This window comes from Soonwooa buanensis, assembly GCF_900167905.1.
GTDB classification, from domain to species: domain Bacteria; phylum Bacteroidota; class Bacteroidia; order Flavobacteriales; family Weeksellaceae; genus Soonwooa; species Soonwooa buanensis.
In genome coordinates this window covers 29,928-46,079 of record NZ_FUYZ01000006.1, presented here as the reverse complement: position 1 = coordinate 46,079, position 16,152 = coordinate 29,928, and the positions used below count along the sequence as shown (strand labels likewise).

Genomic DNA, 16,152 nt, shown 5'->3' with positions numbered 1-16,152 from the left:
TTCTGAATTTAAAAGATTAGAATTTAAGACCAGCTTCTCTAGCACCATCAGCCAAAGCTTTAACTCTACCATGGAATACGAAACCGTTTCTGTCGAATACGATGTTCTCGATACCAGCAGCGATAGCTTTTTCAGCGATTTTTTTACCAACTGCAACAGCAGCTTCAGTCTTAGTACCTTTAGCGTCAACACCTTTCTCACGAGAAGAAGCGAATACTAAAGTTTTACCCTCTTTATCATCTACGATTTGAGCGTAGATTTCTTTATTACTTTTGTAAACAGACAATCTTGGTTTTTCAGCAGATCCTGAAATCTTACCTCTAACTCTTCTTTTGATTCTGTTTCTCTTTTCAACTTTTGTTAATGCCATTTTCTTAAATTTTATGCAGATTTACCGGCTTTTCTTCTGATGATTTCACCTACGAATTTCACACCTTTTCCTTTGTAAGGCTCAGGTTTTCTGAAAGATCTGATCTTTGCAGCCACCATCCCAAGAAGTTGTTTATCGTGAGAAGATAGAGTAATAATAGGGTTCTTACCTTTTTCAGTCAAAGTTTCTACAGCAACTTCTTTTGGAAGTTCTACCACGATACCGTGTGAGAAACCTAGAGCTAATTCTAGTTTTTGACCAGAGTGAGAAGCTCTATAACCAACACCCACAAGCTCTAATTGCTTTGTAAATCCTGTACCAGCACCAACAATCATGTTGTTGATAAGTGCTCTGTATAGACCGTGAAGTGCTTTATGTTGTTTAGAATCTGATGGACGAGATACTGTGATTACGCCATCTTTTTCTTCAATTGAAATTCCATCGGTTAACTCTTGAGTAAGTTCTCCTTTTGGACCTTTAACTGTTACGATACCATTGTTGTTAGTAACTGTAACACCAGCAGGAATTTCTATAATTGCTTTACCAATTCTTGACATTATTTCCTATATTAAAAATTAATAAACGTAGCAAATTACTTCGCCTCCTACTTTTTCTTCTCTTGCTTTTTTGTCAGTCATCAACCCTTTAGAAGTTGAGATGATTGCAATACCTAGTCCGTTAAGAACTCTTGGAAGTTCTGCAGTACCTTTGTACTGACGTAGACCTGGTCTAGAAGCTCTTTGGATAGACTTGATAGCTGGCTTGCTAGTTTGTTTGTCATACTTTAAAGCGATTTTGATAGCTCCTTGAACTGAGTTATCCTCAAACTTGTAGTTAAGGATGTAACCTTGGTCAAAAAGAATTTTCGTAATCTCTTTTTTGATTTTCGATGCAGGAATTTCCACCACTTTGTGGCCTGCGCTTTGTGCGTTCCTTACTCTAGTTAGGAAATCTGAAATTGGATCTGTTACCATTTCTTTTTTTAATTTATTGATTGGTTAATAACAGCTAGTTTTGAGTTTGGATTTCAGATTTCGGATATCAGATTCCAGACTATAGAAGTCTGTCATCTGACATCGTCTATCTTATATCTCGAAAAACCAACTTGGCTGTCTAGATTAATTTTTAGTTGATTACCAACTTGCTTTCTTAACTCCAGGGATAAGGCCATTGTTAGCCATTTCTCTGAAAGTTACTCTAGAAATCCCGAAAGTTCTCATGTAACCTCTTGGACGTCCAGTTAACTTGCAACGGTTGTGAAGTCTAACTGGAGAAGCATTTTTTGGTAACTTCTGTAGTGCTTCGTAATCTCCAGCTTCTTTAAGAGCTTTTCTTTTCTCAGCATATTTCGCTACAGTAGCTTCTCTTTTGCGCTCACGCGCTTTCATTGATTCTTTAGCCATGTCTTAGTTCTTTTTGAACGGTAAACCGAAGTGAGTTAATAATGCTTTAGCTTCTTTATCTGTCTTAGCAGAAGTAACGAAAGTAATGTCCATCCCTTGGATTTTCTTTACTTTGTCGATAACGATTTCTGGGAAGATAATTTGCTCAGTAATACCTAAGTTATAGTTACCTCTACCATCGAATCCGTCAGCTTTGATACCAGAGAAATCTCTGATACGTGGTAAAGCTGAAGATGTTAATCTGTCTAAGAACTCATACATTTGGTTAGCTCTAAGAGTTACCATTGCACCAACTGGCATACCTTTTCTAAGTTTGAAAGCAGCTTCATCTTTTTTAGATAAAGTACCAACAGCTTTTTGTCCAGTGATATTTGTTAATTCTTCTACAGCATAGTCAACAATTTTCTTGTCTTGCGTCGCTGCACCCAAACCTTGGCTAACAACGATTTTAAGTAACTTAGGTACTTGCATTACTGACTTGTACCCGAATTCTTCCATCATTGCAGGAACAATTTTGTCTTTATATGCTTGTTTTGGTCTTACGATATATTCCATTGTAATCTAATTATAAAGTTTCACCAGATTGTTTTGCAAATCTTACTTTCTTATCACCATCTACTTTGTAACCAACTTTAGTAGCTTTTCCTGTTTTAGGATCAACTAACATAACGTTAGAAATGTGGATAGATGCTTCTTTCTCTACAATCCCACCTTGAGGGTTTTGTGCAGATGGCTTAACGTGTTTTTTCACGATGTTAAGACCTGCTACAATAACTCTGGCGTCTTTACCTTCTTTCTTGATCACTTCAATAACCTCACCAGTTTTACCTTTGATTTCTTTTCTTCCGGTAGTGATGATTACGTTATCTCCTCTTTTGATTTTTAACTTTGTCATTTTTTTGTAAATTTTAAAAATTAAAGTACTTCAGGAGCTAATGAAATGACTTTCATATATTCTTTATCTCTCAACTCACGAGCAACTGGTCCGAAAACACGCGTTCCTCTCATCTCTCCACCTGCGTTAAGTAATACACAAGCATTGTCGTCGAATTTGATGTAAGATCCATCTTTTCTACGTACTGCTTTTTTAGTTCTTACTACTACAGCTTTAGAAACTTGTCCTTTTTTTGCATTTCCTGATGGCGTAGAATCTTTGATAGTCACTACGATTTTATCACCAACTGAAGCATATCTTCTTCTGGTACCTCCCAGAACTCTGATAACCAATACTTCTTTAGCACCAGTATTATCAGCTACTTTTAATCTTGATTCTGTTTGTAACATTACTTAGCTCTTTCTATGATTCTTACTAATCTCCATCTTTTGCTCTTACTCAAAGGTCTTGTTTCTGTAATTAGAACAGTGTCCCCTTCGTTGCACTCGTTATTTTCGTCATGTGCAGTATATTTTTTCGTTTTCAAAACGAACTTACCGTACATCGGGTGCTTCATTCTCATAGTTTCACTAACAACAATGGTTTTTTCCATTTTATTGCTGGAAACTACTCCGATTCTTTCTTTTCTTAAATTTCTTTCCATTGTAAAAAGGAATTATGATTGTTTGTTAGTTAACTCAGTGTTTAATCTAGCGATTGTTTTTCTTAAATCTCTAATCTGAATTGGATTTTCAATCGGGCTGATTTTGTGAGCCAAAGTTAATTTGTTAAGGTTAGCTTTAGCTTCAGTCAGTTGATTTTTCAAATCCTCAACGCTTAAGTTTTTGATGTCAGCTTTATTCATTGTTATTCAGATATTAAAGAGGTTTAACAAAATCGTTAGCAACTACGAACTTAGTAACGATTGGTAACTTTTGAGCAGCAAGTCTCAAAGCTTCTTTTGCTACGTCGTAAGGTACTCCACCTACTTCGAACATAATTTTACCAGGTTTAACTACAGCTACCCAATATTCTACAGCACCTTTACCTTTACCCATACGAACCTCTGCAGGTTTTTTAGTAATAGGCTTGTCTGGGAATATTTTGATCCATAATTGACCTTCTCTTTTCATATATCTAGTTGCAGCGATACGGGCAGCTTCGATTTGTCTAGCTGTTACCCATGCTCCTTCTGTTGCCTTGATACCAAATGTTCCGTATGCAAGTTGATTACCTCTTTGAGCAATCCCCTTCATCTTCATTTTATGAATCTTACGGAATTTCGTTCTTCTTGGTTGTAACATAATTTAAATTTTAGATTTTGGATTTTAGATGTTGGATTTTAAAAAAGTAACGGTAATTTAAAATTTAATAGCCTAAAATTTTTAATTATTTTTTATCTCTTGAAGGTCTTCTGTTGTTATCTCTGTCACCTCTAGATGGTCCACCTTTTTTAGGTTGTCCTACTAGTGGAGAAAGATCTCTCTTACCATAAACTTCACCTTTCATGATCCATACTTTCACACCAAGCTTACCATATTGTGTAAGAGCTTCTCCGATGTGATAGTCGATATCTGCTCTGAAAGTTGACAAAGGGATTCTTCCTTCTTTGAAAGATTCTGATCTTGCCATTTCAGCACCGTTCAATCTACCAGAGATTTGAACTTTGATACCTTCTGCACCCATTCTCATTGTAGATGCCATTGCCATCTTAACTGCTCTTCTGTAAGAGATACGGTTTTCGATTTGTTTTGCAATGCTATCTGCTACTAGAACAGCGTCTAGTTCTGGTCTTTTGATTTCGAAGATGTTAATTTGGATGTCTTTTCCAGTTAACTTTTTAAGTTCTTCTTTTAGTTTGTCAACTTCTTGACCACCTTTACCGATGATAAGACCTGGTCTAGCTGTTGTAATAGTTACAGTAACTAGCTTAAGTGTTCTTTCGATAAAGATTCTTGAAATTCCACCTTTAGATAATCTTGCTTCAAGGTATCTTCTGATTTTGTAGTCTTCAGCGATTCTGTCACCGTAGTTTTTACCACCAAACCAGTTAGAATCCCATCCTCTGATGATACCTAATCTGTTACCAATTGGATTTGTCTTCTGTCCCATACCTTGAATTAGTTTTCTTTATTACCTAAGATTAACGTAACGTGGTTAGATCTTTTTCTGATTCTGTAACCTCTACCTTGTGGTGCAGGTCTTAGTCTCTTCAATTGTCTTGCACTATCCACAAAAATTTCTTTAACGATAAGGTTAGCTTCCTCGATGTCAGCACCTTCGTTTTTTGCTTGCCAGTTGGCCATAGCAGAAAGAAGTAATTTTTCTAACTTGTTAGAAGCATCTTTCTTAGAATATTTTAGGATATAAAGAGCTTTGTCTACTTGTTCTCCTCTGATGATATCAGCAACTAATCTCATTTTTCTTGGAGAAGAAGGACAGTCGTTAAGACGAGCTTTTACCACATCTAGGTTAGCTGCCTTTCTTGCTATTGCGCTATCTTGCTTTCTTTTTCCCATGATTATCTGCTACCTTTATTTTTGTTACCACCGTGACCTCTAAAAGATCTTGTCGGAGAAAATTCACCTAACTTGTGTCCAACCATGTTTTCAGTAACGTAAACAGGAACAAAAGTTTTACCGTTATGTACTGCGATAGTTTGACCTACCATGTCTGGAGAAATCATAGATGCTCTAGACCATGTTTTGATGACAGTCTTTTTGTTAGACTCGATATTTGCTTGTACTTTCTTCTCTAATGTATGATGAATGAAAGGTCCTTTCTTAAGTGATCTTGCCATAATTATTTTCTTTTAGATACGATGTAACGGTTAGACACTTTGTTTTTCTTTCTAGTCTTGTAACCTTTAGCTGGTTTACCGTTTCTAGATCTTGGGTGACCTCCTGAAGAACGTCCTTCACCACCACCCATTGGGTGATCAACTGGGTTCATTACAACCGCTCTTGTTCTTGGTCTTCTACCTAACCATCTGCTTCTACCAGCTTTACCAGATACAGTAAGTTGGTGATCAGAGTTAGATACAGAACCGATCATTGCCATACACTCAGTAAGGATCATTCTTGATTCTCCTGAAGGCAATTTGATGATTGCATATTTACCATCTCTAGAAGTCAACTGTGCTGATGAACCTGCAGATCTTGCAAGGATTGCTCCTTGACCTGGCTTAAGCTCGATACAAGAGATAACTGTACCTAGAGGGATATTCTTAAGTTTCATTGCGTTACCTACGTTAGGCTCTACGCTTTCTCCTGAAACTACTTTTTGGTCTACTTTGATACCGTTAGGAGCGATGATATATCTCTTCTCTCCGTCTGCGTACTCTAATAGAGCGATGAAAGCAGTTCTGTTTGGATCGTACTCTACAGTCTTAACTGTTGCTTCAACGTTAGCTTTGTTACGTTTGAAGTCGATAATTCTGTATTTCTTTTTGTGTCCACCTCCGGTGTAACGCATGGTCATTTTACCAGTTTGGTTACGTCCACCTGACTTACTAATACCAACTGTTAGAGATTTCTCTGGTTTGTTGGTAGTAATTTCTTCAAAGTTATTAACAACTCTGAATCTCTGTCCCGGGGTGATAGGTTTTAATTTTCTAACAGACATTACTATTATTTATAATTATAATTAATTCGTTGCAAAAATGTCGATTACTTCTCCAGCAGCTAATCTAACAACTGCTTTCTTTAATTTGTTGGTTTTACCAACTTGTAATCCTTTTTTCGTGTATTTAGAAGAAACTTTAGGCGCATAAATCATGGTTCTAACGTCTGCTACTTTTACACCGTAAGCTGCTTCTACAGCCAATTTGATTTGGATTTTATTCGCTTTAGTATTTACTAAGAAAGAATAGTCACCTCTCAAATCTGTAAGATAGTTAGCTTTTTCTGAGATAATTGGTTTAATAATAACTGACATGATTTATTATTTCTTTAAGTTTTCTTGAAATTTTTCTACTGCACCTTCTAAGAATACAATCTCTCCTGCGTTAACTAAGTCATAAGAACTGATCTCGTTATAAGTCATTACTTTAGTCTTAGGTAAGTTTCTTGAAGATAGGTATACATTCTTGTTAGCTTCTGCTAAAATGTAAAGAGATTTTTTTCCTTCAAAACCTAATGCATTGTTCAAGTTGATAAAATCTTTAGTTTTAGGCGTATCGAAGTTGAACGCTTCTAAAACTTTGATTGAGTTATCTCTCATTTTTTGAGACAATACAGATTTTTTAGCTAATCTCTTAAGCGCTTTGTTCAATTTGAAACGGTAGTCTCTTGGTTTTGGACCAAAAACTCTACCCCCACCTTTGAAAGTTGGCGACTTGATATCACCATATCTCGCAGATCCTGAACCTTTTTGCTTCTTAAGTTTTCTCGTAGAAGCAGTAATTTCGCTTCTCTCTTTTGATTTATGAGTACCTTGACGCTGAGCAGCAAGATATTGTTTCACTTCTAAGTAAACCGCGTGCTGATTAGGCTCTATTCCGAAGATTGTTTCGTCTAGACTTACTTTTCTTCCGGTTTCTTTTCCTGATGTATTTAATACTACTAGTTCCATTTTCTGATAATTACATAAGAATTTTTAGCTCCCGGAATAGCACCTTTTACTACTAAAAGATTTTGCTCTCCATCTACTTTCAACACCTGAAGGTTTTGTACAGTTACCTGCTTACCTCCCATTCTTCCAGCCATTCTCATCCCCTTGAATACTCTTGAAGGATCTGATCCTGCACCGATAGAACCTGGAGCTCTAAGTCTGTTGTGCTGACCATGAGTTGCTTGCATTACACCTCCAAAGTTGTGTCTTTTAACAACACCTTGGAAACCTTTACCTTTTGAAGTTCCTGTAATATCAACAAATTCACCTTCTGCGAATAAGTCAACTTTAACTTCGTCTCCTACTTTTACTTCGTCAACAAATTCTCTGTAGAATTCTACCAACTTAGCTTTAGGAGTTGAACCAGCCTTTTTGAAATGACCAGCTAACGCTTTACCAACGTTCTTCTCACTCTTGTCATCGAAACCTAACTGAACAGCTTTATAACCGTCGTTTTCAATGGTTCTGACCTGTAAAACCGAGCATGGACCAGCTTGGATAACTGTACAAGGAATGTTTTTTCCTTCTTCGTTAAACAAAGATGTCATACCGATTTTTTTACCAATAATACCTGACATTATTTAATATATATTATTATTAATTCTCAACACTTTAGCGGTTTTTGTCATGTACTATGTTTGAAATAGGCAGACTTCTTCCCTAAAATGAGTGTGCAAATGTATGAATATTTTAATAAACTCCAAAAAAAATTTAAGAAAATATTTGATTTTTTGACAGTTAGCTGATTTTAGAAAAAAATGTGCCACAAAAATTATAATCTAGAAACCTAGATGTATTTTGCGGAAATTTGATATAAAACAAATTTCAATAAATACATTCACAAAAAAAAGCTCACCCAAAATGGAGTGAGCTTTACATCATTTAGTCCTATTATATGTCTAAAATTAATTTTTGTAAGTAGTCAAAGCTTCGGAGATTCCGCCACCTGCAACAGTGAAGAACGCTGGACCAGCCAATAAATAAACTTTAGTTAATGGTTTGAATTGCTCCAAACGATCGGTTTTTAAACCTGACTGAATCTTATACTCGTTGATAATTCCTTTTGCAACATTTCCTGCCACTAAAGCCGTTGGAGAATCAATTCCAGCATCTTTTAGATCACTTGCAAATGCGAAAGTAGAAACATTAAGCTTCAAAGCTTCACGAGCTGCAATTTCTCCAATTTCTGTCATTAACTCTGGCGTAAATTGATTTCTGTCTCCTAAACCGATCAACAATAATTTTTTAGCGCCCAAAACTTTTTTATCTGGTGTAATTAAAAAGGTTTCTAGTTTTCTTCCTTTAAACTTCCCTGTTTTACGGATTTCTGTTAATCTTCCTTTCAAAGCCTCATCTAAGTGAACCAAACCGTTTAATTCTGCTGGCAAAGCTTCTTTACTGAAGATGTCGCCTTCTGTATATTCAAAAACACAGGCAATTTGCAAATCTGCCACCGCCGCAGATGGACCTTGCACCATTCCTATATATTGTACTCCATCGATCGTCCCCCAAGTTTTCTGAGTTCCGATAGCTGTCGTTGTGGTTGCAGTAGCTGGCTTTACCGCTGTTTCTTGCGCAAAAGCAAAACTTGTAGAGAATGCTAAACCTGCGATTAATACTGTTTTTTTGATGCTTGATAATGTAATCGTTTTCATAATGTGATAATTTAATGTATTATTTATTTTGTTAAAATTTAAATGCTAGTTTGGTATTGAAGAAATAAGCGTCTTTATGATTCGGAATTTCTTCGTTGATAAATGATCCTGTATTGAAATACTGAAAACCAGTAACCCAAGTCAGATTATTTGTAATATTATAAGTAAGGCTTCCCAAAAACGCCGTACCGATGTAAGCTTTTTTTGAAGTAGTTGGCGCTAAATTTAAGCTTCCGTTTGGTCTGTAAATCCCGTCTTGCAGAGAATATCTCCAGTTGAAAACAACATCTGCCTGCAACATCATTTTGTCATTAAGATTAATCGTCGCATAAGGATGAATGTCTATTAAATTGACTGGTCCAATCTGTGGTGTGAAGCCAAAGTAACCACCTTTTGGATATAATGGATTGAAGGTTTGCAGCTTCCCATCTCCTTTTTGTGAATCGCCAGAAATATAATCGTTTCTTAGATTAATAGTTGGTGTTCCTTTCACGTTTTCGAAACGGTAAGCTGCGTCAATAGAAGCTGTCCAAGCGCTGATATCTGCCGTCCCGATTTTTCCGAATTGATAAACCGCTTCCAAATTGTATAGAAATTCGCCTTCATCTTTCCATAATCTTGCGCCAATAGAATGTCTCAATTCTTTGGCTGTACTATCATTAAAATTAGTGCTATTTCTACTAACGCCTAGATAATACACATCCAAATTATGAGACGGCGCCAAAACAATCGTGTTGTACATTCCCCACAGATTGGCTTTTTTCGTTGATTTATTATCGAAAACACCTTTATTAAGAATGACATCTGCCATCACAAAAACATCTGATGTAAAACGATCGCGGCTGTACATTAATTTAACGCCATCAAAATTAAGTCGAACATTAGGACCTTCGCGCACCGAAATTAATCTTCCACTTCCGTAGTTGAGTTCTTGACGACCGATTCTTGCGGTTAGTTTTTCTTTATCATTTTTAATAACATCTACATCTAAAAACAAATTCTGAATTGCTAACTGATCTTCATCTATCGTACGCGGTCCATTATTTCGACCATCTTCCAAAGCACTTCGGATTTGACCAAAAACTCGAACTCGATTTCCTAAATGTAAATCTGCATGAAGACTATATCGTTGCAAAAAAAACGGATTATTACCAATGTCTGTTCTACCCCAATCCTCATTATTAAAATCGGTAAACTCCATTCTAGCCTCGCCTCCTAAAGATAAATAGGTGTTTCCATTTTCAGAAAGTGGAATGTATTTGAATTTTTCATACCATGTTCTTGTGGAATCTTTCAAGAAAGAGTAATCCTCATTATATCTTAACAATTCTGGCTCGGGTAAATCTTGCGAGAATAATTTCGCACCAAAAACCAAACTGAATAGTAATATTAACTTTGTCTTTTGCATCTTATTTATTTTTCTGAATGAAATAATCCAACGAATATTTTCCTGGTCCCAAAAATAGAATCACCAAATAAGACAAGCTGTACATAAAAGGTGTATCCTTAATTAAAGGTGCATCATGAAAATGCAAAACGAAATAGCCTGTCAAAGTCACCGCTAAAATCGGCAGCACCGCAATTCTCGTTGCTAAACCTGCAATCACGAACAATGGAAAAATCAAACTAGCTGCATCTGCAAATAAAGAATTAAAAGCTTCTGGCAAGTTCAACGGATTTGGAACCACTTCTGCTTCGCCAACGCCAACGCCTAATTTTTTAAGTCCGTGTGCATAGATTAATTCGCCTGATAACAACACTCGAAATGCAAGCAAGGTTACATCTTGAATTCTCGGATTTATTTCTGTGCTGAAAAGTTTTAATAATGAAGTTTTCATTGCTCTTATTTTATACTACAAATTTAGCTTACACAAAATCCTTAGTCGTTGAACTAGTTCAAGAAATGAATTTTTTTTATTTTTTTTTGGAAGCTTAAAAAAGCTTTCGATACAATTTCCCTTAATTGCATTTCGGGAAATCATTCAACCTGACGAAGCGCAAAAAAATCCGATTTCGTTTTTAATTCAAATAGAAAAACCTCATTTAAAAACAAAAGAAAACCGAACGCTTAGAAAACGTTCGGTTTAAAAACACAATGAAAAAAAATCTATCTATTTATTTTGATATCCTCCGTAATATTTCACTGGAGACCAAGCAGGAACCACTGGTAAAGCTTTTGGTGAAATAGTTTGATAATCTTTATCACCATAAACCACTTTCCCGTCAACAATCGTTAATTTAGAAACAATTGATTTTACTTCTTCGTCGCTTACTGAGAAATAATCTTTATCTAAAATGATTAAATCCGCGAAATAATCTTTAGCAATTTTGCCTTTATTTTGTTCTTTAATTAAATCGTAACCTCGGTAGGTGTATAGTTCTAAAGCTGTTTTACGATCTACCGTATTTTCTTTCGCCATCACTTGAGTTCCACCAACGGTTTTTCCAGTTGTTACCCAATACAATGAAATCCAAGGATTGTAAGTTGCTACACGCGTTCCGTCCGTTCCTAAACCAACTGGAAGTCCCATTTCTAACATCTTTTTAACTGGAGGCGCTGCTAAAGCCGCTTTTTTACCGTATCTGTGGATAAAACTTTCACCTTGGAAAGCCATACGATGCTGAATTGCAATTCCACCGCCCAAAGCTTTGATACGTTTCATATTGTCTTCCGAAATTGTTTCTGCATGATCGAAGAACCAAACCAAACCGTTTAATGGTGTCTCTTTATTTACTTGTTCGATCACATCAAGATCTCTAGAGATACTTTCGTTGTAAGTCGCATGAATTCTAAATGGCCAACGTTTTTGAACCAATAATTTTAAAACTTCTTTCATGCTTCCTTCCATTGTTGGTGGCAATTCTGGTCTTGGGAAAAGGAAATTTTCAAAATCTGCAGCGTCAGAAACAATATTTTCGCCACCACCTTCAACGTGATATTCTATTTCGTTATGCCCATTGTGTGCATGATTTTCGATCTCAACCATTCCTGTCCATTTCGTATAATCTGCCATTTCGGTTCCTTTCTTTTGAGCGAATAAGAAATAAGGCATTCTTAATGTAATTTTACCTTGTTTATCTAATTCGTCGGTGATCCCATAATCGTCTGGAAAATTTTGAAAACCTCCACCAGCATCCATTACCGATGTTAGACCTAGACGGTTAAGTTCCGTCATATATTGTAACGTTGAATTAACTTTTTCGTCGTGCGACAGCTCTGGAAGTTTTGCTAAAGTGGAATACAAAATAAACGCATTCGGCTCAGCTACTAAAAGTCCAGTTGGATCGCCATTGCTATCTTTTTCGATTAATCCTTGAGGTGGATTTGGTGTGTCACCTGTCATTTTTAATTCTTTAATTCCTGCTTTGTTTAACCAAGCTTTTCCATAAAGATAAAGGATGAAAGTTGGCACATCGCCCGTTGCTTCGTTAATTTCTTCTAAAGTCGGAAGACGTTTTTCTTCAAACTGATATTCGTTCCATCCTCCAACAACGCGCACCCATTGTCCTTTTGGCGTTCTAGCTGCTTGTTCTTTTAACATTTGAAGAGCGGTTTTCAAAGATTTAACACCGTCCCAACGAAGTTCTGTATTGTAAAATCTTCCGCCACGGATAACGTGAATGTGACTATCAAAAAGTCCTGGTACCACGCGATTTCCTTTGGCATCGATTAGTTTTGTATTGCTATTCTTTAGTTTTAGAATATCGGAATTACTTCCTATTTTTATGATTTTATTTCCTGAAATTGCAACCGCTTGCGCTTCGGGATTTTTGGTGTCTAATGTTGTAATTTTTCCGTTGGTGATGATGATATCCGCTTTTTGAGCAAAGCCAAAAGACGACACAAACAGAGATGCTATTAAGATTGATTGACTAATTTTCATTGTGTAGATTTTTATAGATTTATTTTTGAAAAAAGTGGCTTTTAATGTGCATTAAAGCCACTTTTGGGTTTATTGTTTGGTTAGAATTAAATTTTTAAACGCAAGGTTATACAAAGTGATTTATCAACGTTCTTCTATTTATAAGTTAAACAAGGGCGTAAACTTATCAATGAAATACAATTTGTTTTATTTCTATAAGCGAAGCGGCTTCGTTTTTCTTTAATAACATTTGCATCGTAGAAAACCTTGTTTGCCTTTGCGTTTAATACTTTAACATCAAACTTGCAGATTAGTGCTTCAACATATCGTGAGAGTATTGAATACCGATACCGTAAGATCCGCCATGTTTTTTAACAAGATCAGTAACTTCTTTGTATGTACCTTGACGTGCCCAATCTCTTTGTAGTTCTAATAAATATTGGATAGAAGTCATTGGTTTTGCACCAGCTTGTACCATACGAGTAACTGCTTGGTCGTGCGCCTCTTTAGAAACATCTCCCGATGCATCCGTAATTACATACACATCATAACCTTCGCTGATTGCTGACAATACTGGTCCTACGATACACACACTAGTCCAAAGTCCTGCGAAAACAATTTTCTTTTTCCCTTTTCCTGTGATTGCTTTATGTGCGTTAGCATCTTCCCAAGTATTCATGGTAGTTCTGTCAATATATCCGCTAGTTTCTTGAGGGTAAACTTCTAGGATTTCTGGGAAAACTGGTCCAGAGAAGCTTTTTTCTGCTACTGTTGTAACTACTGTTGGAACTTTGAAGATTTTTGAAGCTCCCGCAACGATTGCCACATTGTCTCTTAGCTCGCTCATTGGGATGCTGTGTGTTGCGAAAGCCATTTGCCCTTCGTGGTCAATTAATACTAATGCGTGGTTAGTTGGACTTAGTAAGTTTGGTGATGGTTTTTGCGCCGAAGCTGTTGCGAATGTTACTAATGTAATTACGAATGATAATAATATCTTTTTCATGACTTTAAAATTTAATAGTTGTTATTTTGATAATGTTGTATTTGTTATTTTGAAATAATTCTCAAGTTTAATTTTAGATTAAGCTTCTTTTAAAAATTGAATTTCTGAAACCAATTTAATCTCCTCGCCTACCAATACGCCGCCAGTTTCTAACGCTGCATTCCACGTAAGACCGAAATCTTTTCTGTTAATTTTTCCTTTTAAAGAAAGACCAACTTTTGTATTTCCCCAAGGATCTTTCATTAATCCTCCGAAATCCGCATCCAAAACAATTGATTTTGTAACATCTTTGATGGTTAAATCTCCCGTGATTTTGAAATCATCATCGCTTATTTTCTGGATGTTTGTTGATTCGAATTTTAGTTTTGGAAAATTCTCTACATCGAAGAAGTCAAAACTTCTTAAGTGATTGTCTCTGTCTTCGTTTCCTGAATCAACCGAATTAACGTCTGCTGAGAAAGAAATTTTTGAAGTTTCGAAGTTGTCATCTTCATTTTCGATTTTTGCTTCGAAAGCATTAAATTTTCCTGAAACATTCGTAAACATCATGTGTTTTACTTTGAAACCGATTTCTGAATGTGCTTGATCAATTGTCCAAACTGTTTTTGTTGCTGTTGTCATTGTTGTAAATTTTATTGTTATTATTTATTTAATTCTATTATCTTTGATTTAAATAGTAAGTTTTTTACTATTGTTATTTGATATTACAAATTTAGTTCGCTTAAACTCCCTAGTCATTGAACTAGTTCAAGAACTGATTTTTTAGTGAACTTTTTTTGACTTTATAATTTATGCTAAAGCCATTGGAACGTCCATCACAAGGATTTCGGTATCGGGCGAAGTTGCTTTAATTTTTAATTTTTGTGTGTCCCAAACTCCGAAACCATCTCTAGTTGCTAAGTCCTGACCTTCAACATTTGCAGAACCTTTGATGATGAAGAAGTAAACGCCGTTTCCTTTTTTCTTTAAAGAATAGGTCGTTTCAAAATCCTTCTCAAAATTTCCTAAATGGAACCACGCATCTTGCTGAATCGAAACGCCTGCATCGTCCTTACTTGGTGACAAAATCTGTTGAAAATTATTGTGTCTTTCGGCCAAATCCAAAGTTATTTGGTCGTAGCGTGGCGTTACATTTCTTTTATTTGGATACAACCAAATTTGTAAAAATCTAACTTCTTGGTCACTATTTTTATTGAATTCGCTGTGCATAATTCCGGTCCCTGCGCTCATCACTTGGATATCTCCTTTTTTGATGATAGCAACATTTCCCATGCTATCTTTGTGTTCAAGATCGCCTTCCAACGGAATACTGATGATTTCCATATTATCGTGTGGATGCGTTCCGAAACCTCTTGCAGCATCTACTCTATCATCGTTTAGCACTCTTAATACGCCAAAATGCATACGCTCTGGATTATAATAATTTGCAAAACTGAAGGTGTGTTTACTCAACAACCAACCGTGATCTGCGTTTCCGCGAGAATCTGCTGCGTGAAGAATAGAGTTATCTTTAATTTTTGAAGAAACATTCGGAAGATGATTGTATCCGATTGGTTCCAAAGGTTGGATCTCGTCAATCTCATTATTAATGATATTTCCGAAAGCGGCAGATGCTGCAAAAATTCCTGTTCCTAGTAATCCTTTTTTTATAAAATTTTTTCTGTCCATGATTTCTCTGATTTTGATATGACAAATTTAGAGTGGTCAGAATCGGATTACATTGAACTAGTTCAAGAAATGAAAATTTGAGTATTTTTTTGAAAAAAAAACATTTATAAAACAAAAAAGTTGGCTTACTGTGAAGCCAACTTTTTGCGTATTTTACTAACAAATTCGGGGGAAACGCCCAAATATGATGCGATGTAATATTGTGGAACCCGCTGCGGAATCGTAGGATAAAACTTAATAAACTCCACATATCTTTCGGCTGCAGATTTAGAAATGGTATTCAATAATCTATTTTGAATCGCTGAAAGATTACGCTGAACCAACAACCTAAAAAACCGCTCTAATCGTGGATTCTTCGCAAGAAGTTCTTCCTTTGTTTTTAGATTTAGTGTTAAGACTTCCGTCTCTTCCAAGGTTTCTATATAAAGTCGAGATGGTTTTTGCTCCGAAAAAGACGCTATATCGCAAACCCACCAATCTTCAATTGCAAAAGCCAAAGTTACTTCTTGTCCGTTTTCTCCATTATAAAAAATACGAACGCAACCTTTCTTTATATAGGCTTCGAACTGACAAATTTCACCAGCTTGTAGGAAAACTGTTTTTGGTTTAAAACTTTTCTCTTCGAAAAACTCACTTAGATCCTTTTGCTCGTCCTCCGAAAGTTTAATATACTTTTTAATATTTGTTGATAATTCTTCAAACATA

25 protein-coding genes are annotated in these 16,152 nt (G+C 35.9%); all 25 read right to left on the bottom strand.

Features of this window, described 5'->3' with window-relative positions:
- Positions 1-16: 16 nt before the first annotated feature.
- Positions 17-370, bottom strand: a complete 354-nt coding sequence (gene rplR, locus B5X62_RS09460) for a 50S ribosomal protein L18 (protein ID WP_079667191.1) — start codon at positions 368-370, stop codon at positions 17-19.
- An 11-nt stretch (positions 371-381) separates the two neighbouring features.
- Complete coding sequence (rplF, locus tag B5X62_RS09455; protein WP_079667190.1) at positions 382-927, bottom strand: 50S ribosomal protein L6; 546 nt, start codon at positions 925-927, stop codon at positions 382-384.
- A gap of 18 nt (positions 928-945) precedes the next feature.
- Entirely contained in the window at positions 946-1,344 is a 399-nt protein-coding gene (gene rpsH / locus B5X62_RS09450) for a 30S ribosomal protein S8 (protein ID WP_079667189.1), read from the bottom strand.
- A 159-nt stretch (positions 1,345-1,503) separates the two neighbouring features.
- A complete protein-coding gene (gene rpsN, locus B5X62_RS09445; protein ID WP_027383308.1) occupies positions 1,504-1,773 on the bottom strand; it encodes a 30S ribosomal protein S14 in 270 nt (89 codons plus the stop codon).
- Positions 1,774-1,776: 3 nt separating this feature from the next.
- Complete coding sequence (gene rplE, locus B5X62_RS09440) at positions 1,777-2,328, bottom strand: 50S ribosomal protein L5 (RefSeq protein ID WP_079667188.1); 552 nt, start codon at positions 2,326-2,328, stop codon at positions 1,777-1,779.
- A 10-nt stretch (positions 2,329-2,338) separates the two neighbouring features.
- Positions 2,339-2,668, bottom strand: coding sequence for a 50S ribosomal protein L24 (rplX, locus tag B5X62_RS09435; protein ID WP_079667187.1), 330 nt, complete (start codon positions 2,666-2,668; stop codon positions 2,339-2,341).
- A 20-nt stretch (positions 2,669-2,688) separates the two neighbouring features.
- Entirely contained in the window at positions 2,689-3,057 is a 369-nt protein-coding gene (rplN, locus tag B5X62_RS09430; protein ID WP_079667186.1) for a 50S ribosomal protein L14, read from the bottom strand.
- Complete coding sequence (gene rpsQ, locus B5X62_RS09425) at positions 3,057-3,311, bottom strand: 30S ribosomal protein S17 (protein ID WP_079667185.1); 255 nt, start codon at positions 3,309-3,311, stop codon at positions 3,057-3,059. Before rpsQ ends, rplN begins: the two co-directional genes overlap by 1 nt.
- Positions 3,312-3,323: 12 nt before the next feature.
- Positions 3,324-3,512: a 50S ribosomal protein L29 gene (gene rpmC, locus B5X62_RS09420; protein ID WP_079667184.1), complete on the bottom strand. Its 189-nt coding sequence runs from the start codon at positions 3,510-3,512 to the stop codon at positions 3,324-3,326.
- 13 nt (positions 3,513-3,525) lie between these two features.
- Entirely contained in the window at positions 3,526-3,951 is a 426-nt protein-coding gene (gene rplP / locus B5X62_RS09415) for a 50S ribosomal protein L16 (protein WP_079667183.1), read from the bottom strand.
- Positions 3,952-4,036: 85 nt separating this feature from the next.
- A complete protein-coding gene (rpsC, locus tag B5X62_RS09410) occupies positions 4,037-4,759 on the bottom strand; it encodes a 30S ribosomal protein S3 (protein ID WP_079667182.1) in 723 nt (240 codons plus the stop codon).
- An 8-nt stretch (positions 4,760-4,767) separates the two neighbouring features.
- The gene (gene rplV, locus B5X62_RS09405; protein WP_079667181.1) at positions 4,768-5,166 is read right to left on the bottom strand and encodes a 50S ribosomal protein L22; all 399 of its coding nucleotides are present in this window, start codon (positions 5,164-5,166) and stop codon (positions 4,768-4,770) included.
- Between the two features lie 2 nt (positions 5,167-5,168).
- Positions 5,169-5,447 carry a 30S ribosomal protein S19 gene (gene rpsS / locus B5X62_RS09400; RefSeq protein ID WP_079667180.1) on the bottom strand — a complete coding sequence of 93 codons (279 nt, stop codon included), beginning with the start codon at positions 5,445-5,447 and terminating at the stop codon, positions 5,169-5,171.
- 2 nt (positions 5,448-5,449) lie between these two features.
- Positions 5,450-6,271, bottom strand: a complete 822-nt coding sequence (gene rplB, locus B5X62_RS09395) for a 50S ribosomal protein L2 (RefSeq protein WP_079667179.1) — start codon at positions 6,269-6,271, stop codon at positions 5,450-5,452.
- A 21-nt stretch (positions 6,272-6,292) separates the two neighbouring features.
- Positions 6,293-6,583 carry a 50S ribosomal protein L23 gene (gene rplW / locus B5X62_RS09390; protein WP_079667178.1) on the bottom strand — a complete coding sequence of 97 codons (291 nt, stop codon included), beginning with the start codon at positions 6,581-6,583 and terminating at the stop codon, positions 6,293-6,295.
- A gap of 6 nt (positions 6,584-6,589) precedes the next feature.
- On the bottom strand, positions 6,590-7,219 hold the full coding sequence (gene rplD / locus B5X62_RS09385) for a 50S ribosomal protein L4 (RefSeq protein WP_079667177.1): 630 nt from the start codon (positions 7,217-7,219) through the stop codon (positions 6,590-6,592).
- Positions 7,210-7,836, bottom strand: a complete 627-nt coding sequence (rplC, locus tag B5X62_RS09380; protein ID WP_079667176.1) for a 50S ribosomal protein L3 — start codon at positions 7,834-7,836, stop codon at positions 7,210-7,212. Before rplC ends, rplD begins: the two co-directional genes overlap by 10 nt.
- Before the next feature lie 327 nt (positions 7,837-8,163).
- Positions 8,164-8,913 (bottom strand): M17 family peptidase N-terminal domain-containing protein, encoded by a 750-nt coding sequence (locus tag B5X62_RS09375; protein ID WP_079667175.1) that lies wholly within the window; start codon positions 8,911-8,913, stop codon positions 8,164-8,166.
- A gap of 31 nt (positions 8,914-8,944) precedes the next feature.
- A complete protein-coding gene (locus B5X62_RS09370) occupies positions 8,945-10,321 on the bottom strand; it encodes an alginate export family protein (protein WP_079667174.1) in 1,377 nt (458 codons plus the stop codon).
- A gap of 1 nt (position 10,322) precedes the next feature.
- Complete coding sequence (locus B5X62_RS09365) at positions 10,323-10,751, bottom strand: DoxX family protein (protein ID WP_079667173.1); 429 nt, start codon at positions 10,749-10,751, stop codon at positions 10,323-10,325.
- 273 nt (positions 10,752-11,024) lie between these two features.
- A complete protein-coding gene (locus B5X62_RS09360) occupies positions 11,025-12,797 on the bottom strand; it encodes an amidohydrolase (RefSeq protein WP_079667172.1) in 1,773 nt (590 codons plus the stop codon).
- Positions 12,798-13,086: 289 nt separating this feature from the next.
- A complete protein-coding gene (locus tag B5X62_RS09355) occupies positions 13,087-13,779 on the bottom strand; it encodes a hydrolase (RefSeq protein WP_079667171.1) in 693 nt (230 codons plus the stop codon).
- Between the two features lie 78 nt (positions 13,780-13,857).
- Positions 13,858-14,400, bottom strand: coding sequence for a YceI family protein (locus B5X62_RS09350; protein WP_079667170.1), 543 nt, complete (start codon positions 14,398-14,400; stop codon positions 13,858-13,860).
- A 168-nt stretch (positions 14,401-14,568) separates the two neighbouring features.
- Positions 14,569-15,447: a pirin family protein gene (locus tag B5X62_RS09345; RefSeq protein WP_079667169.1), complete on the bottom strand. Its 879-nt coding sequence runs from the start codon at positions 15,445-15,447 to the stop codon at positions 14,569-14,571.
- A 125-nt stretch (positions 15,448-15,572) separates the two neighbouring features.
- Positions 15,573-16,151: a Crp/Fnr family transcriptional regulator gene (locus B5X62_RS09340; RefSeq protein WP_079667168.1), complete on the bottom strand. Its 579-nt coding sequence runs from the start codon at positions 16,149-16,151 to the stop codon at positions 15,573-15,575.
- Between the last annotated feature and the right edge of the window lies 1 nt (position 16,152).

Bases quoted from the DNA above. Each gene is read 5' to 3' on its own strand.
- B5X62_RS09340 (WP_079667168.1), bottom strand. From the start codon at position 16,151: ATGTTTGAAGAATTATCAACAAATATTAAAAAGTATATTAAACTTTCG.
- B5X62_RS09350 (WP_079667170.1), bottom strand. From the start codon at position 14,400: ATGACAACAGCAACAAAAACAGTTTGGACAATTGATCAAGCACATTCA.
- rpmC (WP_079667184.1), bottom strand. From the start codon at position 3,512: ATGAATAAAGCTGACATCAAAAACTTAAGCGTTGAGGATTTGAAAAAT.
- rplV (WP_079667181.1), bottom strand. From the start codon at position 5,166: ATGGGAAAAAGAAAGCAAGATAGCGCAATAGCAAGAAAGGCAGCTAAC.
- rplW (WP_079667178.1), bottom strand. From the start codon at position 6,583: ATGTCAGTTATTATTAAACCAATTATCTCAGAAAAAGCTAACTATCTT.
- rplE (WP_079667188.1), bottom strand. From the start codon at position 2,328: ATGGAATATATCGTAAGACCAAAACAAGCATATAAAGACAAAATTGTT.
- rpsN (WP_027383308.1), bottom strand. From the start codon at position 1,773: ATGGCTAAAGAATCAATGAAAGCGCGTGAGCGCAAAAGAGAAGCTACT.
- rplC (WP_079667176.1), bottom strand. From the start codon at position 7,836: ATGTCAGGTATTATTGGTAAAAAAATCGGTATGACATCTTTGTTTAAC.
- rpsH (WP_079667189.1), bottom strand. From the start codon at position 1,344: ATGGTAACAGATCCAATTTCAGATTTCCTAACTAGAGTAAGGAACGCA.
- B5X62_RS09355 (WP_079667171.1), bottom strand. From the start codon at position 13,779: ATGAAAAAGATATTATTATCATTCGTAATTACATTAGTAACATTCGCA.
- rplR (WP_079667191.1), bottom strand. From the start codon at position 370: ATGGCATTAACAAAAGTTGAAAAGAGAAACAGAATCAAAAGAAGAGTT.
- rpsQ (WP_079667185.1), bottom strand. From the start codon at position 3,311: ATGGAAAGAAATTTAAGAAAAGAAAGAATCGGAGTAGTTTCCAGCAAT.
- rpsS (WP_079667180.1), bottom strand. From the start codon at position 5,447: ATGGCAAGATCACTTAAGAAAGGACCTTTCATTCATCATACATTAGAG.
- rplX (WP_079667187.1), bottom strand. From the start codon at position 2,668: ATGACAAAGTTAAAAATCAAAAGAGGAGATAACGTAATCATCACTACC.
- B5X62_RS09365 (WP_079667173.1), bottom strand. From the start codon at position 10,751: ATGAAAACTTCATTATTAAAACTTTTCAGCACAGAAATAAATCCGAGA.
- B5X62_RS09375 (WP_079667175.1), bottom strand. From the start codon at position 8,913: ATGAAAACGATTACATTATCAAGCATCAAAAAAACAGTATTAATCGCA.
- B5X62_RS09345 (WP_079667169.1), bottom strand. From the start codon at position 15,447: ATGGACAGAAAAAATTTTATAAAAAAAGGATTACTAGGAACAGGAATT.
- rplB (WP_079667179.1), bottom strand. From the start codon at position 6,271: ATGTCTGTTAGAAAATTAAAACCTATCACCCCGGGACAGAGATTCAGA.
- rplF (WP_079667190.1), bottom strand. From the start codon at position 927: ATGTCAAGAATTGGTAAAGCAATTATAGAAATTCCTGCTGGTGTTACA.
- rpsC (WP_079667182.1), bottom strand. From the start codon at position 4,759: ATGGGACAGAAGACAAATCCAATTGGTAACAGATTAGGTATCATCAGA.
- B5X62_RS09370 (WP_079667174.1), bottom strand. From the start codon at position 10,321: ATGCAAAAGACAAAGTTAATATTACTATTCAGTTTGGTTTTTGGTGCG.
- B5X62_RS09360 (WP_079667172.1), bottom strand. From the start codon at position 12,797: ATGAAAATTAGTCAATCAATCTTAATAGCATCTCTGTTTGTGTCGTCT.
- rplN (WP_079667186.1), bottom strand. From the start codon at position 3,057: ATGTTACAAACAGAATCAAGATTAAAAGTAGCTGATAATACTGGTGCT.
- rplD (WP_079667177.1), bottom strand. From the start codon at position 7,219: ATGGAACTAGTAGTATTAAATACATCAGGAAAAGAAACCGGAAGAAAA.
- rplP (WP_079667183.1), bottom strand. From the start codon at position 3,951: ATGTTACAACCAAGAAGAACGAAATTCCGTAAGATTCATAAAATGAAG.